Here is a 23,053-nt window from a genome sequence, read left to right as displayed (position 1 = left end):
GGAAATACTAAGTCGTTGCTGTCTGCCAAAGTTTTATCATACAGGGCTGCCACAAGGCTGCCCTGCCCAAGGAGTTTGTATGGCCCGCCGTGACAATTCGACGACATTCAGTCAATTCGCGGAGACCATTACACTCAATTCCCGAGGCCGGCCCGGCCATATCGTCGATACGCTGATCGGCGAGCGCGGCCGGCGGATCGTCGGTAGCCCGTTCTGGCCGCTGATGCGCCCTTTCCTCTACACGCTGTTGAGATACGGCAAGGCGATCGAGTTCGCCGACGACGTGGCGCCGAAAAGCGGCTTCCAGTGCTTCGAATATATGAGCGATCTGCTGAAGCTGCATATCGAAGCCCGCAATGTCGAGCGCATACCGCAAAAGGGCGGCTTCATCCTCGTCAGCAACCATCCGACCGGCATTGCCGATGGCGTGGCGGTGTTCGATCTGTTGAAGGCGACGCGACCGGACCTGATGGTGTTTGCCAATCGTGATGCGGTGAGGGTCAATCCGCGCTTTGCAGAGATGATCATTCCGGTCGAATGGCGGGAAGAATACAAGAGCAAGTTGAAGACGCGCGAGACGCTGGTGCTGACCAACAAGGCGGTGGAGGAGGGCAAGGTGCTGGTGCTCTTCCCATCCGGCCGCATCGCCTATTGGGCGGACGGCAAGCTCAACGAGCGACCATGGAAGACATCCGCCGTCAGTCTGGCGCGCAAATACAATCTGCCGATCCTGCCGATCCACATCACGGCGCGCAATTCCGGCCTGTTCTACTGGTTTGCCAAATGGTCGACGGAACTGCGCGACATGACGGTGTTCTACGAGCTCCTCAACAAGAAGGGCAACCGGTTCGATTTTACCGTCGGCCAGATGATCCGGCCGGAGGAACTGGAAGGCGATCCGGCCGAGGTGACGAAGGCGCTGGAGCATCACACGGTTTTCGATCTCGCCGAGGACGGCGATGCGCGGTTCGAGTTCCAGGGTGTCGCCCGGCTTGCGGCAACGGCCTGATTTTCTTCGCCGCCCTGTTCACTTTTGTTCCGTCTTTCGGCATGGTCGCCGCGCATGGGCAAGGATTCTTCTGACATGATGGGTACGCTGTTCGGCGACGCGCTGGCGCCGTCGGCAAAACCCGTGCGCGTCGTTCCCGTGCTGGTGCCGCTGCCGGTGCCGGGCGCCTATAGCTATGCCGTGCCGGAAGGCATGCATGTCGAGGCGGGCTCCGTCGTGCAGGTGCCGGTCGGGCCTCGGCAGTTGATCGGCGTCGTCTGGGACGGCGAGAATGACGAGCGGCTCGATCCGAAGAAGCTTCGTCCGATCACGCTCGTCTTCGACTGCCCGCCGCTATCGAAGGATATGCGGGATTTCGTCGACTGGGTGTCGGCCTATACGCTTTCGCCGCCGGGGCTTGTGGCCCGCATGGCAATCCGGGCGCCGGCAGCACTCGATCCCGAGCCGATGGTGGAGGGCCTGCGCTATCTCGGCGGCGAGCCGGACCGGCTGACACCGGCAAGAATCCGCGTCCTCGACATGGCGCGCGAACAGGAGGCGCCGTGGACGCGCAGCGGGCTGGCGCATGCCGCCGGCGTGTCGCTGAGCGTGATCGACGGATTGATCAAGCAGGGCATGTTCGACACGATCTTTCTGCCCCCGCCGCCGGTCGTGGCAAGGCCAGAGCCGGATTATATCGCGCCGCGTATCGAGGGACCGCAGAAGCAAGCGGCCGAAGAGATCGTCGGTTCGATCCGACAGGGCGGGTTTGCCGCATCGCTGATCGATGGCGTCACGGGTTCGGGCAAGACGGAAGTCTATTTCGAGGCGGTGGCCGAAACTCTGCGGCGTGGAAAGCAGGTGATGATCCTGTTGCCGGAAATCGCGTTGACGCCGGCCTTCCTCGAACGGTTCGAGCAGCGGTTCGGGGCGAAACCCGCCGAGTGGCATTCGGATCTTTCACCGCGGATGCGCGAAAAGGTGTGGCGCGGCGTGGTTACTGGTGAGGTGAGGGTGGTGGCCGGCGCACGATCGGCGCTGTTCCTGCCCTTCGAAGAGCTGGGCCTGATCATCGTCGATGAAGAACACGATCCTGCCTACAAGCAGGAAGACCGCGTTTTCTACAACGCACGCGACATGGCCGTTGTCAGGGGCAGGATCGGCGATTTCCCGGTCGTGCTGGTGTCTGCGACGCCCTCGGTGGAAAGCCAGGTCAACGGGCTTTCGGGCCGCTACAATCTCGTGCAGTTGCCGACCCGTTTCGGCGATGCGGCGCTGCCTGACCTGCACCTGATCGACATGCGACGGCATCCGCCCGAGCGTGGCGGGTTCCTGTCGCCGGTACTGCTTCGGGCGATGGCGCGCACGATTGAGCGCAAGGAGCAGTCGCTGTTGTTCCTCAACCGGCGCGGCTATGCTCCGCTGACGCTCTGCCGCGTCTGCGGACATCGCTTCCAGTGCCCGCAATGTTCGAGCTGGCTGGTGGAGCATCGCTTCCGTAACCAGATCCAGTGCCATCAATGCGGCTATTCCGAGCGAACGCCGGAAGCCTGCCCGGAATGCGGCACGCTCGATCATCTGGTTGCCTGCGGTCCCGGCGTCGAGCGGATCGCAGAAGAGGTCGAGAAGCATTTTCCAGAGGCCCGGACCATCGTGATGTCGTCGGACATTCTCGGCAGTGTCAAGCGGATGCGGCTGGAGCTGGAAGCGATCACAAGGGGTGATGTCGATATCGTGATCGGCACGCAGCTCGTCGCCAAGGGCCACAATTTCCCGCTGATGACGCTGGTCGGCATCGTCGATGCGGATCTCGGCCTATCGAATGGAGATCCGCGCGCGGCCGAGCGGACATTCCAGCTCTTGAGCCAGGTGACCGGGCGCGCGGGGCGCACGGGCCTGAAGAGCCACGGGCTGATCCAGACGTTCCAGCCGCAGCATCCGGTCATGCAGGCGATCGTGTCCGGCGATTCCACCGCCTTCTACGAGCGGGAGATTTCCGAGCGGGAAAAGGCGCTTTTGCCGCCATTCGGCCGGCTTGCCTCGCTGATCGTCTCGGCCGATGCGCGGGCGGATGCGGAAAACCACGCGCGAGGCTTGAGGGCTGCGGCACCGGATGTTTCCGGCATATCGGTGCTTGGGCCGGCCGAGGCGCCGATTGCGCTTGTTCGCGGTCGCTATCGCTTCCGTCTACTGGTTCACGGGAGACGCAATTCCGATATGCAGGCGTTTCTGAGGACCATGATCGCGCAGGGGCCAAAGGTGCGCGGCACGGTGCAGATCCAGCTGGATGTCGATCCGCAAAGCTTCCTGTAAGCATATTCAGCCCGGCGGCAGCCCGCCGAGATAGGTGATGCTGCGAGATTTCAGCCGAGCGAGCAGGGCTTGCAGGGCCGGATCCGGAAACCGGTGTTCGAATGGCGCAGCCCAGCCGATATTTCCTGCCTGAAGCGGAATTGGTTCCTGGGCTATGCCCGCCTTGGCGGCGAAATCCTCAGGCTGTTCAATGCCGGAGATGGCCTTTTTGGCGAGCCGGGGCAGGGCGGCATCCCGTTCCGCGTAGAGATCCATGCCGTTTGCTGCGGCCAGCTCGGCGATGGCGACCAGCGGTGCTGCCGCAAAGAGATGATAGTGAAGCGCGCGGGCGCGGCGGGCCAATTCCAGAGGCAGCGTGCCGTCCGGCTGGATCTGATCGATGCCGATGCGAAAGCTTGCAATGCCCCAGTCGAAAAAGTCGTGGCGGTCGGCGGCTATGCCCGCTGCCATGACGGCAAACCCCGCCCAATAGCGATGGTTGTTGCGGCGATCCATTTTGGCATCCCGGCCGGCATAGTAGGTCATGTTTTGAGATGCCAGATCGGAGAGCCAGGCAGGCACCGTCCTGCGGGCGGATGCCGGCAAGGCCTCTGCGGCGCGGATCTTCAGCCATGTCATCGAGAGGCCACCCAGCATCCAGCCCTGCACATAGACCGATTGATTGCCGGCCATCTCGCCGCCAAGCACTCCCGCCTGCGCGAAGGCTGCAAGCCAGGACGCAGCACAGGCTGCGGCCCTTTCGTCGCCGGTCGTCCGGTACTGGTCGGCCATCGCCTCCACCTTGCGGACGGCGGTCTGAAACTTCTCCGTCGCCACCCTGTAGGCCTGCTGACGGGCAGGATCGATATGGGAATGGGCGGCGTCGTCGTAATAGCTGCTGGTCGACAGATCTCTGGGCAAATCCGGCGGCAATGGGCAGGCATGTTCTGGTCGTATCGGGGAGGCCCGTTCAGGTGGCTTGTCAAACGGGGACTGCAGCGGCTCCGCCGCGATTGCAGGCGCCGTCGTCAGGGAAACGATTGCCAGCACGAGGAACGTAGTCAGACGCCGGAGAATCTCTCGGCTCATGCGCTCTCTCCGGGGCTTGAGATGTTTGCGGCAGAAGAGCGCCGGATTGGGGCGGCTTTTCGACCGGGATCGGTTGAGGGGGCTTTCGTCATGATCCCACCGCCAAAGCCGGCCATAGGCCTTCTGTCGTTCGGCCTTCCGGAACAGCGCCGCGGGCCGCGAAGGTGCACGGCACCCATGCAGGTGCCGCTCGATGTCGATCCGAGAGGTTTTCTCTCACCCCTTCTTTGCGACTTTTTTACCCTATCGGCTAGAATCGGGCATGATTCGAAAGGGTGCGACAGCATGGAATTTTACTTTCCGACCGAGATGAACGAACAAGTAGCCTTCATCGGATGCGCCGCGACGGCTGTCATCGGTCTCCTGATCTTTCTCTTCCCCGGCACCGTCTTGAGGCTTTCCGCCTTTCAGGTGGGTGAGGTGAGGCCGGAAGGTTATGGGTCTGTTCGGGCCGTTGGCGGGCGCTATATCGGTCTCGGCATATTGCCGATCCTGCTGGCGCAGGACTGGTTCTATATGGCGACCGGTGTGGTGCTTGCGCTCGGCGCAGCCGGACGTCTGGTTTCATTTTTCATCGACCGCGGCGTAACGCCACGGAATATTGTGTTTTTTCTACTTGAGGTTGCTTTATCGGCCGCGCCGCTCGCCTACGTGTTCGGCTACATCTAATGTCGCATATCACCGCGGGCGGTTGCCGAGTGCCCGGAATTACGGGGAAAATCGGCGAATAAATAAGCATCACCTTGTGGGGCAGGCTTTTTCGGCGTCGAGTCGTGTTGCGAGTCCCTACATCCTATGCTAGACGAACCGCGAACGTCGGAAACGCTGGGCGGAGGCACTGCGAGTTTCGATGGAAATTCAATACATTTCAAAGTCTTGCTCGATCATCGTTTTCGAGCGTGATGATTGAAGTCAATTCAGGGAAACTGTGCCTGTGGCTGAGACGTCCCCGCTTATTTCCGGTGTCGCAGAGCGTTATGCTCTGTCGCTCTTTGAACTTGCGTCGGAAGCCGGTTCCATTGATGCCGTGGGTGCCGATCTCGATCGGTTCCAGGCGCTGATGGACGAAAGTGAAGACCTGCGACGCCTTGTCGCAAGTCCGGTATTTTCCGCTCATGAGCAGCAGCAGGCGGTTGCCGCCGTTGCCGTCAAGGCGGGCTTTTCCGTAACGGTCCTGAATTTCCTCAAGGTTGTGGCCGGCAATCGCCGCCTGTTTGCTCTGCCGGGCATGATCCGCGCCTATCGCGAGATCGCCGCCGAGCATCGCGGCGAAATCACCGCCGAAGTCACTTCGGCTCATGCGTTGACCGCAACGCAGGAAAAAGAACTCAAATCGGCGCTGAAGGGCGTGACCGGCAAGGATGTGACCATCGCCGTCACGGTCGACCCGTCGATCCTCGGCGGTCTGATCGTGAAGATCGGTTCGCGTCAGATCGATACGTCCCTTCGCACCAAACTTTCCACCCTTAAGCTTGCATTGAAAGAGGTCGGCTGATGGATATCCGTGCAGCGGAAATTTCCGCAATTCTCAAGGACCAGATCAAGAATTTCGGCCAGGATGCTGAAGTTTCCGAAGTCGGCCAGGTCCTGTCCGTTGGTGACGGCATTGCCCGCGTCTACGGTCTCGACAACGTGCAGGCTGGTGAAATGGTCGAGTTTCCCGGTGGTATCCGGGGCATGGCTCTGAACCTTGAATCCGACAATGTCGGCGTGGTCATCTTCGGTTCCGACCGTACGATCAAGGAAGGCGATATCGTCAAGCGCACCGGCGCGATCGTCGACGTTCCGGTCGGTCCGGAACTGCTCGGCCGCGTCGTCGATGCGCTCGGCAATCCGATCGACGGCAAGGGCCCGATCAACGCGACGCAGCGTTCGCGCGTCGACGTCAAGGCTCCGGGCATCATTCCGCGCAAGTCGGTTCATGAGCCGATGTCGACCGGCATCAAGGCCATCGACGCTCTCATCCCGGTTGGCCGCGGCCAGCGCGAACTCGTCATCGGCGATCGCCAGACCGGCAAGACCGCGATCATTCTCGACGCGTTCCTGAACCAGAAGCCGATCCACGACAACGGCCCGGAAAACGACAAGCTGTTCTGCGTGTACGTTGCCATCGGCCAGAAGCGTTCGACCGTTGCCCAGTTCGTCAAGGTTCTCGAAGAGCGCGGCGCTCTGCCTTACTCGATCATCATCGCGGCTACGGCTTCCGATCCGGCGCCGATGCAGTATCTCGCACCGTTTGCCGGTGCTGCCATGGGCGAGTGGTTCCGCGACAACGGCAAGCATGCTCTAATCGCCTATGACGACCTGTCGAAGCAGGCCGTTGCCTATCGCCAGATGTCGCTTCTGCTGCGCCGCCCGCCGGGCCGCGAAGCCTATCCGGGCGACGTCTTCTATCTCCACTCGCGTCTCCTCGAGCGCGCTGCAAAGCTCTCCGACGAGCGCGGCGCCGGTTCGCTGACGGCTCTGCCGGTCATCGAAACCCAGGGCAACGACGTGTCGGCCTTCATCCCGACCAACGTGATCTCGATCACCGACGGCCAGATCTTCCTCGAAACCGACCTGTTCTACCAGGGCATCCGTCCGGCCGTTAACGTCGGTCTGTCGGTTTCCCGCGTCGGATCTGCCGCGCAGGTCAAGGCGATGAAGCAGGTTGCCGGCTCGATCAAGGGCGAGCTTGCCCAGTATCGCGAAATGGCTGCCTTTGCGCAGTTCGGTTCCGACCTCGATGCCTCGACGCAGCGCCTGCTGAACCGCGGTGCGCGCCTGACCGAACTCCTGAAGCAGCCGCAGTTCTCGCCGCTGAAGACGGAAGAACAGGTTGCGGTGATCTTCTCGGGCGTCAACGGCTATCTCGACAAGATCGCTGTTTCGGATGTCGGCAAGTTCGAGCAGGGCCTGCTCTCCTACCTCCGTTCGGAAGGCAAGGACGTCCTCGACACGATCCGCACTGAAAAGCAGATCTCCGACGACACCAAGGCGAAGCTCAAGTCGGCCATCGACACCTACGCCAAGTCTTTCGCTTAACATACGGATCTAGCTTAAGGACCGATAACGGATGCCTTCACTTAAGGATCTGAAAAACCGGATCGCCTCAGTCAAGGCGACGCAGAAGATCACCAAGGCGATGAAAATGGTCGCCGCGGCGAAGCTGCGTCGTGCGCAGGAAGCGGCCGAAGCAGCCCGTCCTTACGCAGAACGGATGAACAAGGTATTGGCGAGCCTTTCGGCCGCCAATGCCAGCAATGCAGGCGCGCCGCTTCTCCTGTCGGGCACCGGCAAGGATCAGGTTCATCTTCTGATCGTTGCCACCGGCGAGCGCGGTCTGGCTGGCGGCTTCAATTCCTCGATCATCCGTCTTGCACGCGATCACGCCCTCAAGCTGATCTCGCAGGGCAAGACGGTGAAGATCCTGACGGTCGGCCGCAAGGGCAACGATGTCCTGCGCCGTACGTTCAAGGACAATATCGTTCACTACATCACCTTCCGCGAGGTCAAGCAGCTCGGGTTCGCCCAGGCCGACGAAGTGGCCGGCAAGGTGCTGGAAATGTTCAACGCCGGCGAATTCGACATCGCGACGCTGTTCTTTGCGCGCTTCCACTCGGTGATCTCGCAGGTGCCCACCGCGAAGCAGATCATCCCGGCGACCTTCGACGCCGCACCGGTCTCCGAAGAACAGACGCATTACGAATACGAGCCCAGCGAAGAGGAAATCCTCGAAGAGCTGCTGCCGAAGAACATCGCCGTGCAGATCTTCCGGGCTCTGCTGGAAAACAACGCTTCCTTCTATGGTGCGCAGATGTCCGCGATGGACAACGCCACGCGCAACGCAGGTGATATGATCAACAAGCTGACCTTGTCCTACAACCGTCAGCGTCAGGCGCAGATCACCAAGGAACTCATTGAAATTATTTCGGGCGCGGAAGCGCTCTGACGGACAAGAAGAGGGTAAGAATCATGGCTACCGCAACGGGCAAGTCCCTCGGCAAAGTGACTCAGATCATCGGCGCTGTCGTTGACGTCGCGTTCGACGGCGAACTGCCGGCGATCCTCAACGCGCTTGAAACCGAGAACAATGGCAACCGCCTGGTTCTCGAAGTTGCCCAGCACCTTGGTGAAAACCAGGTTCGCACGATCGCAATGGACTCGACCGAAGGTCTGGTTCGCGGCCAGAAGGTCACCGACACCGGCGCGCCGATCTCGGTTCCGGTCGGTGAACATACGCTCGGCCGTATCATGAACGTCATCGGCGAGCCGATCGATGAGGCCGGCCCGCTGGACCGCAGCCATCTGCGCGCCATCCACCAGGACGCCCCGGCCTATGTCGACCAGTCGACGGAAGGCCAGATCCTCGTCACCGGCATCAAGGTCGTCGACCTTCTTGCGCCTTACGCAAAGGGCGGCAAGATCGGCCTGTTCGGCGGCGCCGGCGTCGGCAAGACCGTTCTGATCATGGAACTGATCAACAACATCGCCAAGGCACACGGCGGTTACTCGGTATTCGCCGGCGTTGGCGAGCGTACCCGCGAAGGCAACGATCTCTATCACGAAATGATCGAGTCGGGCGTCAACAAGCATGGCGGCGGCGAAGGCTCCAAGGCTGCGCTGGTTTACGGCCAGATGAACGAACCGCCGGGAGCGCGCGCTCGTATCGCTCTGACGGGCCTGACGATCGCCGAAGACTTCCGCGACAAGGGCCAGGACGTTCTGTTCTTCGTCGACAACATCTTCCGCTTCACCCAGGCAGGCTCTGAAGTGTCGGCTCTGCTCGGCCGTATTCCTTCGGCCGTCGGTTACCAGCCGACGCTCGCAACCGACATGGGTCAGATGCAGGAGCGCATCACCACGACGACCACCGGTTCTATCACCTCGGTTCAGGCCATCTACGTTCCCGCCGACGACTTGACCGACCCGGCACCGGCGACCTCGTTCGCCCACCTGGACGCAACGACGGTTCTGTCGCGTTCGATCGCCGAAAAGGGCATCTACCCGGCCGTCGACCCGCTCGACTCGACGTCGCGCATGCTCGACCCGCAGGTTATCGGTGAAGAGCATTACGAAGTGGCCCGTAAGGTTCAGACGACGCTGCAGCGCTACAAGTCGCTGCAGGACATCATCGCCATCCTCGGCATGGACGAACTGTCCGAAGAGGACAAGATGACCGTTGCCCGCGCCCGCAAGATCGAGCGCTTCCTGTCGCAGCCGTTCTTCGTTGCTGAAGTCTTCACCGGTTCGCCGGGCAAGCTGGTTGCTCTCGAAGACACGATCAAGGGCTTCAAGGGCCTCGTCAACGGCGATTACGACCATCTGCCGGAAGCCGCCTTCTACATGGTCGGCTCGATCGAAGAAGCGATGGAAAAGGCCAAGAAGCTGGCTGAAGCCGCCTAATTCAAGATGGGACGGCGCGCCGGAAAGTCCGGCGCGTCATTCCTCAATAAGACACGCGATTTCGCGCAGGACATGCAAATTGCCTGCGAATTATGGGGAAGTGGACCTTCATGGCCGACGCTTTCAATTTTGAACTGGTTTCGCCCGAGCGTCTGCTCGTTTCGGAAAAGGTGTCCGAAGTGGTGATCCCGGCGACGCTTGGCGAAATGACGGTGCTTGCCAAACACGCACCGACGATGACGACGATCAAGCCTGGCGTCGTTTCGGTGAAGCTCGCTTCCGGCCAGGTCAACAAGTATGTCGTGTTCGGCGGTTTCGCCGATATCCTGCCGGATAGCTGCACGCTGCTCGCCGACGCCGCCATCCCGGCCGGTGAATTGACGGTCGACACGCTGCACAAGCGCATCGAGACGGCAAAGATCGAGCTCGGCAATACCAATACCGACGAAGGCAAGACCCGCCTGGAACAGTTCCTCTCGGATCTGACCGAGCTCAACGGCATCGTCGTCGCAGCCTGATCTTCAGGTCGGCATCGGAATTTTGCAAGGCGGTCCAGCGGGCCGCCTTTTGCATTTTGGGGATGTGTTTTTAGGACAGGCTGGACAGCAGATGCTGGTGGAGGCGTGCAGCACCGGGCGACAGTGACCGGTAACGCGGCATGCCGAGATAATAGCCGTAACCGGTCTCCAGCTTCGCCCGGCCCAGTTCCACCAGTGTGCCGGCGGCTAGCTGTTCGGCGATCAGCCCGCGACTGCCGAGCGTCGCGCCCTCGCCGCGCAGGGCGGCATCGACGGCAAGCGAATAGGTGGAAAAGGATAGACGTGGGCTGATGCGTGTCTTCGGAGGAGAGGGCAGGCGGGCGAACCATTGGCGAAACGAGATCCAGTGTGCGTTGAAGCGCTCGTAATCGATCAGGTCGAGGCGGGCGATCTCGTCCGCGCCGAGTTCGGCCGGCGACAGGCGGCGCCTTGCAATATAATCAGGCGAGGCGACGGGCACGAGGATTTCGGGGATCATCAGTGTCAGGTTCCAGCGGGGATGTTCCCCGGTGGAATAAAGGATGACAAGGTCGTTGGCTTCGGAGGCGAGTTCGGAGGGCGCGTCGGTGGTCAGGAGGCGGACGGAGACCGAGGGGCTTTCATTGTCGAAATCCTTCAGCCGTGTGGCGAGAAAGAGATGCGAGACGGAACCGCTGGCGGCTATCGAGATCGTCTCGCGGCCGCCACCCCGGAAGGGCTCAAGGCTTTCCTCCAGATATTCGAGTGTTGCGCGTACCCTTTGGGTGAGGCGCTCGCCCTCCGGTGTGAGGGCCAGATTGCGGCCGCGACGCGTGAAGAGTTTCGCTCCGAGATGTTCTTCAAGGTTCTGGATACGGCGGCTGACGGCCGCCTGGGTGATATGCAGCTCGCGTCCGGCACGGGAAAAGTTCATGAAGCGGGAGGCGGCATCGAAGACGCGGAAGGCTTCAAGGGGAATGCGTTCCAGCATCGGCTTCTCCATGATTTGAGGTTATCAATAAAGCCGATATTTCGATGGATTTGAAGAGTTGAGATTGTGATGCAGAGTGCGCTGATTATTCACTTTGCCGGGCATGCCAGATGCGGTTCTCGACTTCCTTCATTCCCGACATTCGTTTCGGACAGGGCGTATTCGGCGGTCTTGCCGGCGCAGTCAAAAGCTTCGACGGGGTGCGTCGGGTCCTGATCGTGATGGATGCCTTTCTGGCATCCGGCGGACTGGCGAAAAGCCTGGCGGGCAGTCTGGCTGATGCCGGTATCGAGCCGCGGCTTTACAGTGAATTTTCCGGCGAGCCGAAGCTCAAGCATCTGCAGGCGGCGAGCGAACTGGCAAAGGGTACCGACCTGGTGATCGGCATTGGCGGTGGCTCGGCGCTCGATATAGCCAAGATCGCCGCCTGCTGCGCAGCATCCGGGCAAGACCCGATGTTCTATGCGCTGGCGGCCAATCCGTTGCCGAAGATGCCGCTTAAAAAGATCATGGTGCCGACGACGGCGGGCACCGGTTCCGAGACCTCGGCCACCAATATCTTTGCCGGTCCCGAGGGCAAGAAACTCTGGATCTGGGGTCCCGAAACCAAGGCGGATCTGGTTCTGCTCGATCCGGAACTGACGATCACGCTGCCGGCGAACCTGACCGCATGGTGCGGCATGGATGCCTTCATTCACGCCTTCGAGGCCGCGACCAACCGCAACGCTCCCTCCGGGTCACATGCGGGGGCCAAGCTCTACGCATATGAAGCGATGCGGCTGGTCGCAGGCTCGCTGGAAGCGGCGGTCAAGGCGCCCGGCAATCTCGATGCGCGCGGCAAGGTGCTGGTCGGTTCCTGCTATGCAGGCATTGCGATCGACAATTGCGGCACGGCGATCGCCCATAATATCAGCCATGCGCTGGCGGGGCTCGGGCCCATCCATCACGGGCTTGCCACCGCGCTCAGCTTCGAGGTGACGCTTTCCTGGCTCGCCGATAGCGATACGCCGGGCCTCAACGGCGCGGCGAAGGCAATCGGGCTTGCCGATGCGAGCCAGTTGCCGGCTTTTGTTTCGGACCTGATGGATCGCTGTGGCATCGTGCGTGCGCTGCCGAAAGCGTTCGAGGCCTTCACCGCGGCGGATCTTGCCCGTGAGATGCGCGCGCCGGAGAACCAGCCGATGCGGCGTTCGACGATCCGCGAGGTGACGGAGGCGGATATCGACGCTTTTGCCGAAAAAATGATGGCCCTGCCGAAGACGCTTTGAGGAGATGGCGAGATGACCAAGACCTACAGCCGAGCCTATTGGGAAAGCGCGCTTTCCGCCCTCACGCTTGAAGGCCGCCATTTTATCGACGGGGATCATCGGGCAGCCGTTTCCGGTGAAACCTTCACCCGTATCCGGCCGATGGATGGCAGGCCGGGGGCGGTGCTGGCCCGCGGCGTGGCAGCCGATATCGATCTTGCGGTCGCATCGGCACGGGCCGCCTTCGTGTGCGGCGTCTGGCGCGGCAAGGAGCCGCTCGAGAAGAAAAAGATCATGCTGAAATGGGCGGAGCTGATCCGCGCCCATGGCGAAGAGTTGGCGATCTTGGAAACGCTCGATGTCGGCAAGCCGGTGCTTGCCTCGCTTAATGTCGATGTCCGGCTCTGCGCCGACGGCATCCAGTTCTATGGCGAGATGATCGACAAGCTGTATGACGAGATCGCGCCTACCGGGCCCCAAGCTCGCGCACTTGTCCGCAAGGTGCCGCTCGGCGTCATCGGGGCGATCACGCCGTGGAATTATCCGATGATCATCGATGCCTGGAAGCTCGGTCCGGCGATCGCGGCCGGCAATTCCGTTGTGCTGAAGCCGGCCGAACAGTCGTCGCTGTCGGCGATCCGCCTGGCGTCGCTCGCCGTCGAGGCGGGGCTTCCGCCCGGCGTCTTCAATGTCGTCACCGGCTATGGCGAGGAGGCGGGAAAGCCCCTGGCGCTGCATATGGATGTCGACATGATCGCCTTCACCGGCTCGACCGAAGTCGGCAAGCTGATCATGGGCTATGCGGCGCAATCGAACGTCAAACGGGTGGCACTGGAGCTTGGCGGCAAGTCGCCGCTCGTCGTCTTCGAGGATGCCGATCTCGATGCCGCAGCCTCTGCCGTTGCCTGGGGCTGTTTCTACAATTCCGGCGAAACCTGCCACGCCTCGACCAGGCTCCTGGTGCAGCGCTCGGTGCAGGACAGGCTGATCGAGAAGATCGAGGCGGTGACCAAGAGCGATATCGCGCTGGCGCATCCTTTCGAACCTTCAGCCCAGATCGGCGCGCTGATCGAGGAACAGCACATGGTGAAGGTGCTCGGCATGATCGCGGATGGCGAGAAGGAGGGAGCGAAAAGGGCCTTCGGCGCCGAGCAGGTGATGTCGGAGAGCGGCGGCTATTACATCTCGCCGGGCGTCTTCGTCGACATGACCAACGAGATGAGCCTCGCCCGTCAGGAAATCTTCGGGCCGGTTCTGGCAGCTATCCCGTTCGATACGGAGGAGGAGGCGCTGAGGCTCGCCAACGATACGATCTATGGGCTTGCAGGGGCGGTGTTCACCAAGGACATCGACCGGGCGCATCGGTTTTCCGAAGCGGTCCATGCGGGGACGGTGTGGATCAATACCTATGACATGTCGAATTTTGCGACGCCTTTCGGCGGCTTCAAGCAGTCAGGCTTCGGGCGTGACCGTTCGGTGCATGCGATCGACAAATATTGCGACTACAAGACGATCTGGCAGCAGTTCGGGTAACGCCTCGGACAAATACCCTCTCTGGCCTGCCGGCCATCTCCCCCACAAGGGGGGAGAAGACTCGTTGCTCTCGATCGTCCCATATTGGACCTCGGTGGAGCGCCCGGGTTAAGCCCTCCCCCTTGTGGGGAGGGTTGGGAGGGGTCTTTCTTGACGGATGAGGAAGCGCCTTCGGGTAAAATGAGGAAGGATATATTGATGAGCCGCATCACATCCATCGAGATCACTCACCATCGTCTTCCTCTCGATCCGCCGTTCAAGGCGAGCTGGGACGGGCGGGCGCGGCTCAATTTCGATGCGACGGTCGTCAGGGTGCGGGATGACGAGGGGCGAGAGGGGATCGGCTCGGGCGACCTGATGAAGGGGTTCGAGGGGCACGAGGACCTGTTCATCGGTGAGGACCCGCGCCATCTGGAGCGGCATTACGAGGTCCTTTCGCATATCAACTTCCACTATGGCCGCTGCTGGCCGATGGATCTGGCGCTCTGGGATCTTGCCGGAAAGATCACCGGTGAACCGGTGTGGCGGATGCTTGGCGGGCGATCGGACAGGGTGAGGCTCTATGCCTCCTCCGGCGTTTTGCGTGATCCGGGTGCGATGGCCGAACAGGCAGAGCGCTATATCGGGGAGGGCTTTCCGGCGATGAAGGTGCGCTTCTCCTCATCTGCCGGCGGTCGCTCGGGATGGCGCGACGACGTGAAGGCGCTGGAGGCGATCCGGGCGCGTGTCGGCGACCGGATGGAGCTGATGGTCGACTGTAACCAGGGTTGGCGCATGCCCTGGGATACGACTTTGCCATGGACCTTCAAGGATGCGCTGGCCGTGGCGAAAGAGCTGGAGCCGCTCGGCATCTACTGGATGGAGGAGCCGCTGTTCCGGTCCGATCGCAAGGGCATGAAGGCCTTGAAGGAGGCGACGTCGGTGCGGATCGCCGGTGGCGAGATGACCCGCGAGCTTTACGAGTTCCGTGACATCATCGAGGAGCGCGCCTTCGACGTGATCCAGCCGGACGTGGCGCTGGTCGGCGGCATTACCGGCTGTCGCCGCCTTGTCTATCAGGCGCGCGAGGCGGGGGTGATGTTTACCCCGCATAGCTGGACGAACGGGATCGGGGTGCTCGCTAACGCGCATCTGACGGCTGGCGTGGGGGATGCGCCCTTCCTCGAATATCCATACGACAATCCCGAATGGAGCGAGGCGCGGCGCGACTATCCGATGGCCGCGCCGCTCAAGCACCACAACGGCTGGCTTGAGCTCGGTGAAGCACCGGGCCTCGGCGTGGTGCTCGATGAGGAGCGTCTTAAGGCCACACGCATCGACTGATTCCGGCATGGCAGGATCATGCCAAGCTGCTATGCTCCGTGCGATTTTACGGAGCTATTGCAATGAAGATAGGTATTGTCGGCGCAGGCATGGTGGGCAGTTCGGCGGGTTTCGCCTTGGCGATTGCCGGATATGCCAACGAGATCGTGTTCGTGGACAAGAACGAGGCGCTGGCCGTCGCCCAGGCGGAAGACATTTCGCATGCGGTGCCGTTCATGTCGGCAACCAGGGTGAGGGCAGGCGGTTATGCCGATCTTGCCGGGGCCGGCATCGTGGTTCTTTCGGCCGGCGTCAGCCAGCGGCCGGGAGAGGGCAGGCTCGAGCTTCTTGAACGCAATGCCGTCGTCATCCGCAGCATCGTCACCGAAATTCTGGCGGTGGTCCCCGATCCGATCCTGCTCGTCGCGGCCAATCCGGTCGACATCATCACCCATATCGCGGCGAAAATTTCCGGCCTGCCGCGCAACCGGGTGATCGGTTCGGGGACGATCCTCGATACGGCCCGGTTCCGCAGCCTGCTTGCCCGCCATATCGAAATCTCGCCGCAGTCCATCCCCGCCTTCGTGATCGGCGAGCATGGCGACAGCGAAGTGCTTGCCTGGTCGGGGGCCGTTGCCGGCTCCGCCGACCTGATCTCGTTTGCCGCCCAGCTTGGCAAGCCGATCACCGAGGACGTGCGTAAGGCCATCGATCATGACGTGCGTAATGCCGCCTACAAGATCATCGAGGGCAAGGGTGCCACCTATTACGGCATCGGTGCCGGCATTGCCCGGATCGTCAGGGCGATCACGCGGGACGAAGGCTCGGTGCTTTCGGTCTCGATCCATACGGATTATGTCGCCGGCGTCGACAATGTGACCCTGTCCCTGCCGCGCGTCGTCGGCGCCCGCGGTGTGACCGCCGATCTTCTCCCCGATCTCGCGCCTTCCGAACAGCAGGCACTGACACGCAGTGCCCAGATGCTGAAGGAGCTTTCCGATTCGCTCAGGATCTGAAACGGGTCGGCGACGGGCCATCGCCATGTGCTGTCGGATTTGACTATTGGCAGGGCCGGTCGGAAGCGGCTAGAACGTGTCCTTGACGATGTCGAGGGCAAGATGCTCGCAGGCCTACCCATGTATGACTGGCCGGAAATTTCAGCGGCCACGGATGAATTCTGGACAGTACTCAGGGACTGCCTGCTGCGAAGGGGGATAGAGGCGCCCGCTACGCTGACGCGGCAGGTCGATCTTGCGGCTTTATGGCATTCGAAAGAGCTCATGGTGGGGCAGACCTGCGGCCTTCCCTTTGCTACCGGTCTCAACCGGCATGTGCGGTTGATCGGGACGCCAAGCTACGACATCGGCTGCGCGCCCGGCTGTTATTACAGCGTGTTGATCGCTCCGAAAGGCAGCGGGACGGCGCTCGACGGGTTTTCTGGAAGCCTGGCCATCAACTCATACGGTTCCCAATCCGGTTTCGCGGCGCTGGTGACAGCTCTGGTCGCGGCCGGCGTCGATATGGGGGGAGTGGAGATCCAGGTGTCCGGCGCTCATCGGGCTTCGATAGAAGCTGTGGCCAGCGGCAAGGCTGAACTGGCGGCGATCGATGCCGTATCCTTCCGGCTGGCAGAGCGCCACGTGCCCGAGATTGACGGGGTCGAGGTGATCTGCTGCACTTGCCCGACGCCGGGCCTGCCGTTGATCACCGCCTTGCCGAGCGGGGCCGTGGATGCCCTTGCCGCCGCGACCGAAGAGGCGATCAGGCTGCTTGAGCCTTCCCTTCGGCGGCAACTGCTGCTGACCGGTTTCCGGCGCAGCAAGGCTGAGGACTATGCCGGGATCGAACGCGACTGGCGTTTGATCGAGGCCGTCATGCCACAGGACGGGACATCAATTCTCAAGGCTTCCGGGGTGCCGCGATGATCGACAAGCTGGAATTTTTCATCGTCCTGGCGCGGGAAGAGCATTTTGGGCGGGCGGCGGAAGAGTGTGGCGTTGCCCAGCCGTCGTTGTCGGCCGCCATCCGCCAGCTGGAGGAACAGCTTGGCGTGCAGTTGGTGGTGCGCGGGTCGCGTTATCGCGGGCTGACGCCCGAGGGGCAAAGGGTGCTGGAATGGGCAAAGCGCATCGTCGGCGATGTCCGGACGATGCGCGAGGAAATGCGGGCGGCGCGCAAGGGCCTGACCGGGCATATTCGCCTGGCGGTGATCCCCACCGCACTCTCCATGGTCACCGGACTGACCGAGCCGTTTCAGGAAAAACATCCCGATGTGAGCTTTTCGGTGGTGTCGCGCACATCGCTGCAGGTTCTGTCGCAACTCGACAATTTCGAGATCGATGCGGGCATTACCTATCTCGACAACGAGCCATTGGGGCGGGTCACCAGCGTGCCGCTCTATTCGGAGGAATATACGCTGGTTGTCGCCGAAGGGACGAAGCATGCCAAGCGCGACAGCATTCGCTGGGCGGAGATGTCCGATGTCAGGCTCTGCCTCCTGACCCCGGACATGCAGAACCGGCGGATCATCAACCAGCATCTTGCCGAGGCGGGTGTAACGGTGAAGCCGACGCTGGAATCGAACTCCATGGCGGTGCTTCTGTCACATGTCGCGGCGGGCGGGCTTGCCAGCATCATGCCGCGGCATGCGGTGAGCTCGTTCGGCTTTGCCGAGGGGATGCGGATGATCCCGATCGTCGAGCCGGAAGTGCGGCATGTGGTGGGGCTGGTGGCGCCGCACCGGGAACCGTTCACGCCGCTGGTTTCGGCACTGCTCCACGAGGCGAGAGGGCTTGGTGCGCGGCTGGGCTGAGTGACGGCCCGGCCGAGCATTGCCCGTGCCTGCGGCTTTTTCGATCTGTGCGGCATGCCGACGAATGTATAGACTGGGCTGACCAATGCATCAGGCTGCCCGGCTTTGTGACAGCCGCCCATGTAACCCGGATGCAGAATGTGAGAGGACCCGATGACGGGCTTCAGAACGACAACGACCGCAGAAGAAATCATTCGCCGCGAGGGGATCGTCCGTGCCGGCAGCCGCATGGTGCCGGAGGAGGTGCCGATCGCGTTTTCCTATGGCGGTTCGACCCATGCGGTGATGATGGGTACACCGGCCGATCTCGATGATTTCGCCGTAGGCTTCAGCCTGACGGAAGGGATCATCACTTCCATGGCAGAGATCGAGGAGATCACGGTGCTCGACGAGGGGCAGGGCCTCGACGTGCAGGTGACGCTTGCCGAGGACAAGGAGGATGCGCTTCGCGTCCGCCGACGGCATATGGCCGGTCCGGTCGGCTGCGGACTTTGCGGCATCGAATCGATCGAGCAGGCCATGCGTGTCGTTCCGGATGTGTCCGACGTGGCGATGGCTTTGACTGCGGAGGATATCACGGGTGCGATCGCTGCACTCAATGGCGCCCAGCCGCTGCATGCCCAGACGCATGCCGTCCATGGTGCCGGGTTCTACGTGCCCGGCGAAGGGCTGATCGCGGTGCGCGAGGATGTCGGGCGCCACAATGCGCTCGACAAGCTCGCCGGTGCCGTAATCCGCGCGGGACGCCACGGGCGCGAAGGGATCGTTGCGGTGACCAGCCGCATTTCGGTCGAAATGGTGCAGAAGGCCGCAATTCTGGGTAGTTCGACCCTGGTTGCCATTTCGGCGCCGACGGCTCTCGCGATCCGGACCGCCGAGGAAGCAGGAATGACGCTGGTGGCATTGACACGCGGCGAAGATTTCGAGATTTTCTCCGGATACCAACGCATTTCGCTCGCGCCTGCCACCGACGTGGCTTGAGTGACGACGCCTGAAATTATGCTGCCTTAATATTTCAGTAAACGGAGGAGCCTCCGTTTACTTGCCAAATACATATTCATGCGCTATGAATGGTTGTGCCTTTCGCCGGACAGGGCTTTCCGGCGGCCGGGGCCTTCGGTTCCATCCGATCTCATTTCACATCATATATCTCCAGAATGGAGCGGTTCATGCGATATAATCAATTGGGCAATACGGGCCTGTTCGTGTCCGAAATCTGCCTCGGCACAATGACGTTCGGCGAAGCCGGCGGCACGGCGCAATGGGGCAAGATCGCCGGCCTCGACCAGGATGCCGCTGACCAGATTCTCGACCGGTCGATCAAGGCGGGGGTGAATTTCGTCGATACGGCTGACGTCTATTCGTTCGGCACCTCCGAACGCATCCTCGGCCAGGCGATCCGCAATATCGGCATTGCCCGCAAGGACATCATCATCGCCACCAAGTTTCTTGGCCAGATGGGCGACAAGCCCAATGATAGGGGTGGTTCGCGCGGGCATATCATGGATTCGGTCGAGAAAAGCCTCGAGCGCCTGCAGGTCGATCATATCGATCTCTACCAGATCCATGGAACGGATCCGGTGACGCCGATCGACGAGACGCTGCGGGCGCTCGACGATCTCGTGTCACGCGGGCTCGTCCGCTATATCGGCCTGTCGAACTGGGCGGCGTGGCGCATTTCCAAGGCGCTCGGTATTTCCGAACGGCGCGGTTTTGCCCGCTTCGAAACGGTGCAGGCCTATTATTCGATCGCCGGGCGTGATCTGGAGCGTGACATCGTTCCGATGATGCAGGAAGAGAAGCTCGGACTGATGGTCTGGTCGCCGTTGGCCGGCGGGCTTCTGTCGGGCAAATACGGTCCCGGCGCTCCCGGCAATGGCGAAGGGCGGCGACAGGATTTCGATTTCCCGCCGGTCGATACCTATCGTGCCTGGGCCTGCGTTGCGGCGATGCGCGAGATTGCCGCAAAGCACGATGCGAGCGTGGCGGCGGTGGCGCTTGCCTATATTCTTGCCAAGCCCTTCGTTACCAGCGTCATCATCGGTGCCAAGCGCATCGAGCAGCTGGAGGAGAACCTCAAGGCGGTCGCGGTGCACCTCGACGCCGGGGACATGGCGCGGCTCGACGAGGTGAGTGCGCTGGCGCCGGAATATCCCGGCTGGATGGTCGAACGGCAGACCGCCGGCCGCCGTCCGGCTCCTTTTGAAGTGAAGGTCTGAAACAGTCGTGGGGAAGGCCATTTCGGCCTTCCCCACGTCCTCCTCGGTATGTTCTTTCGATCAGAAGTCTTCCCAGCCGGATGCCTGCTTGAGATTGGCATGGGCCCTTCTGAGCGGGGCGGTGCCGACCTGAACCGGTTTTACCGCCGACCGATGGAGTGCGGCACCCGAGGCCCCGATATCGAACTGCATCAGCAGTCCGCGGAGGCTTTCGGCTTCGCTCGCCAGTGAATGGCTGGCTGCCGTGGTTTCCTCGACCATGGCCGCATTCTGTTGGGTGGCCTGGTCCATATGGTTGACCGCCTGGCTGATCTCGCGCAGGCTGGAGGCCTGCTCGCGGGACGCTTCCACGATCGCCGAAACATTTTCGTGGATGCTGGCGACCTGGATCACGATATCGCGCAGAGAGGCGCCCGTCCTGCCAACCAGTTCGACGCCACCGGATACCTGGTGGCTCGACGTGTTGATCAGCGTCTTGATTTCCTTCGCCGCCTTGGCTGAACGCTGGGCAAGCTCGCGCACTTCCTGGGCGACGACGGCAAAACCCTTGCCGGCTTCGCCTGCGCGGGCAGCTTCCACGCCGGCATTGAGCGCCAGAAGATTGGTCTGGAAGGCAATGTCATCGATCACGCCGATAATGCTGGTGATTTCATTGGAGGACCCGGCGATCGCGTCCATGGCAGATATGGCCTGCTCCACCACGTTCCCCGACTGCTCGGCATTCTGGCGGGTGGTGGTGACGAGGCGCCCGGCCTCCTCCGCCCGCTGGCTGGAATCGCTGACGGTGCGGGTTATCTGTTCAAGCGCCGCCGCTGCCTCTTCCAGCGAAGCCGCCTGCTGCTCGGTGCGCTTGGCGAGTTCCTGCGACGCGTCGCGGATCTCGCTGGAGGCAGAGGCGATGCCCGAGGCGTTCTGGGCGACGACAGCCATCGCATCCTTAAGCTTGGCTGCGACCGCATTGAAGTCCCGGCGGGTGGTTTCCATGCTGGGAACAAAATGTGTGTCGATCGACTGGTCGAGCTTGCCTTCGGCGAGGTCGCGAAGGCCGTTTCCGAGAAGGCCGATGGCACTCATGCGCGGCGTCACGTCGGTGGCGAACTTGACCACTTTCGTGACCTTGCCCTTGAGGTCGACGATCGGATTATAGGCCGCCTGGATCCAGATTTCGCGGCCACCCTTGCCGTAGCGGACGAATTCATCGGCTATGAACTCGCCGCGCGCCAGCCGTGGCCAGAATTCGGCATATTCGGTGGAAGCCGCATAGCCCGGCTCGCAGAACATGCGGTGATGCTTGCCCTTGATCTCCGACAGATCATAACCGAGCCCGGCGCAGAAATTGTCGTTGGCGTCGAGGATCGTGCCGTCGGGCAGGAATTCGATGACGGCCTGCGAACGGCTGATGGCCAGAAGCTTGCTCGCATCCTCGGCCGCCTTCATCTTGGTGGCCGTGATGTCGGTGGCGATCTTCACCACCTTGTAGGGTTTGCCTCGATGCGAGACGGGGTTGTAGGACGCCTGGATCCAGATCTCCTGGCCTGATTTGGTGATCCGCTTGTATTCGCGCGCATCAAAGTTTCCGGTGCCGAGATTGGCCCAGAAGGCTTTGTATTCAGGAGATGCAGCATATTCCGCTTCGCAGAAGATGCGATGATGCTTGCCCTTGATCTCCTGCAGCGAATAGCCGAGCGCGTTGCAGAAGTTCTGATTGGCATCGAGTATGGTGCCGTTCAGGTCGAATTCTATGACTGCCTGCGATTTCGATATCGCGGCCAGGATGTCCAATGCACCTGCCGTCTTGCCCAGTCCCAGCATGGAATGTCCCTCAGACGTAACCTTGGCGGTTACTGCCATATTGCGTGGAAGTGCGCCTCTCTCCAATGCGCTGAACTTCCACTTATATTAGGACATTAAAAAATTAATGCAGCCTTTATTAAAACTACGATTATTAGCTTTGAAAAAGAATAAGGGCCGCATTTCTGCGACCCTTCCAGCAATTCGACTGTAAATCGCTCGCCTCAGGCGGCGAGATCGTCCATCTCGCTGCCCTTGAACATCTTGGAGAGGTTCAGGAAGCAGATCATGCCATTCTCGTTGGCGATGATGCCCTCGGAGAAGGACTTATCGAAGGAAGCCGAGATTTCCGGCACGGGCTGCACCTGGCTCGACGGGATGGTGAGAATGTCGGACACGCGGTCGACCAGCATGCCGATTACCATGTTATGGACCTCGGCGACGACGATGGCGCTGCGCTCGTTGGCAACCGTGCTCTTCATGCCGAGCTTGTAGGCAAGGTCGATGATCGGGATGACCGAGCCGCGCAGGTTCATCACGCCGATGACGTCTGCCGGGGCGTGGGGAATGGGGGTCGAGGGCGCCCAGCCGCGGATTTCGCGGATCGTCGTCGTCTTGACGCAGAATTCCTGGTCGTGAAGGCGGAAAGCGATAATTTCCAGCACTTCGCCGCTATACATTGTCGAATTGATCGTGGTTGCCATCAAATTTGCCCCAGCTCTCCATTGCCCGCACGATGGACGCCTCGCCGGATGAAGGGCGCTCAAGCGTTCGTCATGTTGCGTTCAGGCGCAGCTTTTGGCCACTCCCGGAACGCTTGGAAATGATAGTAACCGAGGATTATTGCTCAAACCTAAACCGCTGGTGGATATGACGGCCGACGCGGCGGAACGACAAGGCGGGCGCG

20 protein-coding genes are annotated in these 23,053 nt (G+C 61.5%); 16 read left to right on the top strand and 4 right to left on the bottom strand.

Features of this window, described 5'->3' with window-relative positions:
- Positions 1-79 precede the first annotated feature (79 nt).
- On the top strand, positions 80-1,009 hold the full coding sequence (locus NCHU2750_RS17200; protein WP_119941613.1) for a GNAT family N-acetyltransferase: 930 nt from the start codon (positions 80-82) through the stop codon (positions 1,007-1,009).
- 54 nt (positions 1,010-1,063) lie between these two features.
- Positions 1,064-3,301 carry a primosomal protein N' gene (locus tag NCHU2750_RS17195; RefSeq protein WP_119943470.1) on the top strand — a complete coding sequence of 746 codons (2,238 nt, stop codon included), beginning with the start codon at positions 1,064-1,066 and terminating at the stop codon, positions 3,299-3,301.
- Positions 3,302-3,307: 6 nt separating this feature from the next.
- On the opposite strand, the gene NCHU2750_RS17190 is transcribed toward NCHU2750_RS17195, so the two are convergent.
- Positions 3,308-4,369 (bottom strand): alginate lyase family protein, encoded by a 1,062-nt coding sequence (locus tag NCHU2750_RS17190; RefSeq protein WP_119941612.1) that lies wholly within the window; start codon positions 4,367-4,369, stop codon positions 3,308-3,310.
- 177 nt (positions 4,370-4,546) lie between these two features.
- On the opposite strand from NCHU2750_RS17190, the gene NCHU2750_RS17185 reads away from it, so the two are divergent.
- The 6 genes from NCHU2750_RS17185 (at position 4,547) to NCHU2750_RS17160 (ending at position 10,272) form a co-directional block, all read left to right on the top strand.
- Positions 4,547-5,038: an AGROH133_08824 family phage infection protein gene (locus NCHU2750_RS17185; protein ID WP_245480274.1), complete on the top strand. Its 492-nt coding sequence runs from the start codon at positions 4,547-4,549 to the stop codon at positions 5,036-5,038.
- A 259-nt stretch (positions 5,039-5,297) separates the two neighbouring features.
- Positions 5,298-5,864, top strand: a complete 567-nt coding sequence (locus NCHU2750_RS17180; protein WP_119941610.1) for a F0F1 ATP synthase subunit delta — start codon at positions 5,298-5,300, stop codon at positions 5,862-5,864.
- A complete protein-coding gene (gene atpA / locus NCHU2750_RS17175) occupies positions 5,864-7,393 on the top strand; it encodes a F0F1 ATP synthase subunit alpha (protein ID WP_119941609.1) in 1,530 nt (509 codons plus the stop codon). The genes NCHU2750_RS17180 and atpA overlap by 1 nt, the downstream gene beginning before the upstream one ends.
- A 31-nt stretch (positions 7,394-7,424) precedes the next feature.
- The gene (locus NCHU2750_RS17170) at positions 7,425-8,300 is read left to right on the top strand and encodes a F0F1 ATP synthase subunit gamma (protein ID WP_119941608.1); all 876 of its coding nucleotides are present in this window, start codon (positions 7,425-7,427) and stop codon (positions 8,298-8,300) included.
- Positions 8,301-8,323: 23 nt separating this feature from the next.
- Positions 8,324-9,754: a F0F1 ATP synthase subunit beta gene (atpD, locus tag NCHU2750_RS17165; protein WP_119941607.1), complete on the top strand. Its 1,431-nt coding sequence runs from the start codon at positions 8,324-8,326 to the stop codon at positions 9,752-9,754.
- Between the two features lie 110 nt (positions 9,755-9,864).
- A complete protein-coding gene (locus tag NCHU2750_RS17160) occupies positions 9,865-10,272 on the top strand; it encodes a F0F1 ATP synthase subunit epsilon (RefSeq protein WP_119941606.1) in 408 nt (135 codons plus the stop codon).
- 70 nt (positions 10,273-10,342) lie between these two features.
- Here NCHU2750_RS17160 and NCHU2750_RS17155 read toward each other — a convergent pair whose 3' ends face one another.
- Positions 10,343-11,242 carry a LysR substrate-binding domain-containing protein gene (locus tag NCHU2750_RS17155; protein WP_119943468.1) on the bottom strand — a complete coding sequence of 300 codons (900 nt, stop codon included), beginning with the start codon at positions 11,240-11,242 and terminating at the stop codon, positions 10,343-10,345.
- Between the two features lie 110 nt (positions 11,243-11,352).
- On the opposite strand from NCHU2750_RS17155, the gene NCHU2750_RS17150 reads away from it, so the two are divergent.
- The 8 genes from NCHU2750_RS17150 (at position 11,353) to NCHU2750_RS17115 (ending at position 20,355) form a co-directional block, all read left to right on the top strand.
- Positions 11,353-12,510 carry an iron-containing alcohol dehydrogenase gene (locus tag NCHU2750_RS17150; RefSeq protein WP_119941605.1) on the top strand — a complete coding sequence of 386 codons (1,158 nt, stop codon included), beginning with the start codon at positions 11,353-11,355 and terminating at the stop codon, positions 12,508-12,510.
- 12 nt (positions 12,511-12,522) lie between these two features.
- Entirely contained in the window at positions 12,523-14,022 is a 1,500-nt protein-coding gene (locus NCHU2750_RS17145) for an aldehyde dehydrogenase (RefSeq protein WP_119941604.1), read from the top strand.
- A 198-nt stretch (positions 14,023-14,220) separates the two neighbouring features.
- Entirely contained in the window at positions 14,221-15,345 is a 1,125-nt protein-coding gene (locus NCHU2750_RS17140) for a mandelate racemase/muconate lactonizing enzyme family protein (protein WP_119941603.1), read from the top strand.
- A 62-nt stretch (positions 15,346-15,407) separates the two neighbouring features.
- Complete coding sequence (locus NCHU2750_RS17135) at positions 15,408-16,340, top strand: L-lactate dehydrogenase (protein WP_119941602.1); 933 nt, start codon at positions 15,408-15,410, stop codon at positions 16,338-16,340.
- 120 nt (positions 16,341-16,460) lie between these two features.
- Positions 16,461-17,249, top strand: coding sequence for a phosphate/phosphite/phosphonate ABC transporter substrate-binding protein (locus tag NCHU2750_RS17130; RefSeq protein WP_162939667.1), 789 nt, complete (start codon positions 16,461-16,463; stop codon positions 17,247-17,249).
- Complete coding sequence (locus NCHU2750_RS17125) at positions 17,246-18,136, top strand: LysR family transcriptional regulator (protein ID WP_119941600.1); 891 nt, start codon at positions 17,246-17,248, stop codon at positions 18,134-18,136. Before NCHU2750_RS17130 ends, NCHU2750_RS17125 begins: the two co-directional genes overlap by 4 nt.
- 153 nt (positions 18,137-18,289) lie before the next feature.
- Positions 18,290-19,117, top strand: coding sequence for a formate dehydrogenase accessory sulfurtransferase FdhD (gene fdhD, locus NCHU2750_RS17120; RefSeq protein ID WP_119941599.1), 828 nt, complete (start codon positions 18,290-18,292; stop codon positions 19,115-19,117).
- A 188-nt stretch (positions 19,118-19,305) separates the two neighbouring features.
- On the top strand, positions 19,306-20,355 hold the full coding sequence (locus NCHU2750_RS17115) for an aldo/keto reductase (RefSeq protein WP_119943466.1): 1,050 nt from the start codon (positions 19,306-19,308) through the stop codon (positions 20,353-20,355).
- Positions 20,356-20,415: 60 nt separating this feature from the next.
- Here the strand turns inward: NCHU2750_RS17115 and NCHU2750_RS17110 are convergent, their stop codons facing one another.
- On the bottom strand, positions 20,416-22,167 hold the full coding sequence (locus tag NCHU2750_RS17110) for a methyl-accepting chemotaxis protein (protein ID WP_119941598.1): 1,752 nt from the start codon (positions 22,165-22,167) through the stop codon (positions 20,416-20,418).
- Between the two features lie 203 nt (positions 22,168-22,370).
- On the bottom strand, positions 22,371-22,850 hold the full coding sequence (locus NCHU2750_RS17105; protein ID WP_119941597.1) for a chemotaxis protein CheW: 480 nt from the start codon (positions 22,848-22,850) through the stop codon (positions 22,371-22,373).
- Positions 22,851-23,053 lie beyond the last annotated feature (203 nt).

This window comes from Neorhizobium sp. NCHU2750 (assembly GCF_003597675.1).
Lineage (GTDB): Bacteria > Pseudomonadota > Alphaproteobacteria > Rhizobiales > Rhizobiaceae > Neorhizobium.
This window is presented reverse-complemented; position numbering and strand designations above follow the sequence as displayed.

Excerpts from the sequence above, each read along its gene's own strand:
- NCHU2750_RS17145 (WP_119941604.1), top strand. The coding sequence starts at position 12,523 with ATGACCAAGACCTACAGCCGAGCCTATTGGGAAAGCGCGCTTTCCGCC.
- NCHU2750_RS17140 (WP_119941603.1), top strand. The coding sequence starts at position 14,221 with ATGAGCCGCATCACATCCATCGAGATCACTCACCATCGTCTTCCTCTC.
- NCHU2750_RS17115 (WP_119943466.1), top strand. The coding sequence starts at position 19,306 with ATGCGATATAATCAATTGGGCAATACGGGCCTGTTCGTGTCCGAAATC.
- NCHU2750_RS17135 (WP_119941602.1), top strand. The coding sequence starts at position 15,408 with ATGAAGATAGGTATTGTCGGCGCAGGCATGGTGGGCAGTTCGGCGGGT.
- NCHU2750_RS17185 (WP_245480274.1), top strand. The coding sequence starts at position 4,547 with ATGCAGGTGCCGCTCGATGTCGATCCGAGAGGTTTTCTCTCACCCCTT.
- fdhD (WP_119941599.1), top strand. The coding sequence starts at position 18,290 with ATGACGGGCTTCAGAACGACAACGACCGCAGAAGAAATCATTCGCCGC.
- NCHU2750_RS17170 (WP_119941608.1), top strand. The coding sequence starts at position 7,425 with ATGCCTTCACTTAAGGATCTGAAAAACCGGATCGCCTCAGTCAAGGCG.
- NCHU2750_RS17200 (WP_119941613.1), top strand. The coding sequence starts at position 80 with ATGGCCCGCCGTGACAATTCGACGACATTCAGTCAATTCGCGGAGACC.
- NCHU2750_RS17195 (WP_119943470.1), top strand. The coding sequence starts at position 1,064 with ATGGGCAAGGATTCTTCTGACATGATGGGTACGCTGTTCGGCGACGCG.
- atpA (WP_119941609.1), top strand. The coding sequence starts at position 5,864 with ATGGATATCCGTGCAGCGGAAATTTCCGCAATTCTCAAGGACCAGATC.
- NCHU2750_RS17130 (WP_162939667.1), top strand. The coding sequence starts at position 16,461 with ATGTATGACTGGCCGGAAATTTCAGCGGCCACGGATGAATTCTGGACA.
- NCHU2750_RS17150 (WP_119941605.1), top strand. The coding sequence starts at position 11,353 with ATGCGGTTCTCGACTTCCTTCATTCCCGACATTCGTTTCGGACAGGGC.
- atpD (WP_119941607.1), top strand. The coding sequence starts at position 8,324 with ATGGCTACCGCAACGGGCAAGTCCCTCGGCAAAGTGACTCAGATCATC.
- NCHU2750_RS17125 (WP_119941600.1), top strand. The coding sequence starts at position 17,246 with ATGATCGACAAGCTGGAATTTTTCATCGTCCTGGCGCGGGAAGAGCAT.
- NCHU2750_RS17190 (WP_119941612.1), bottom strand. The coding sequence starts at position 4,369 with ATGAGCCGAGAGATTCTCCGGCGTCTGACTACGTTCCTCGTGCTGGCA.
- NCHU2750_RS17160 (WP_119941606.1), top strand. The coding sequence starts at position 9,865 with ATGGCCGACGCTTTCAATTTTGAACTGGTTTCGCCCGAGCGTCTGCTC.
- NCHU2750_RS17110 (WP_119941598.1), bottom strand. The coding sequence starts at position 22,167 with ATGCTGGGACTGGGCAAGACGGCAGGTGCATTGGACATCCTGGCCGCG.
- NCHU2750_RS17155 (WP_119943468.1), bottom strand. The coding sequence starts at position 11,242 with ATGCTGGAACGCATTCCCCTTGAAGCCTTCCGCGTCTTCGATGCCGCC.
- NCHU2750_RS17105 (WP_119941597.1), bottom strand. The coding sequence starts at position 22,850 with ATGGCAACCACGATCAATTCGACAATGTATAGCGGCGAAGTGCTGGAA.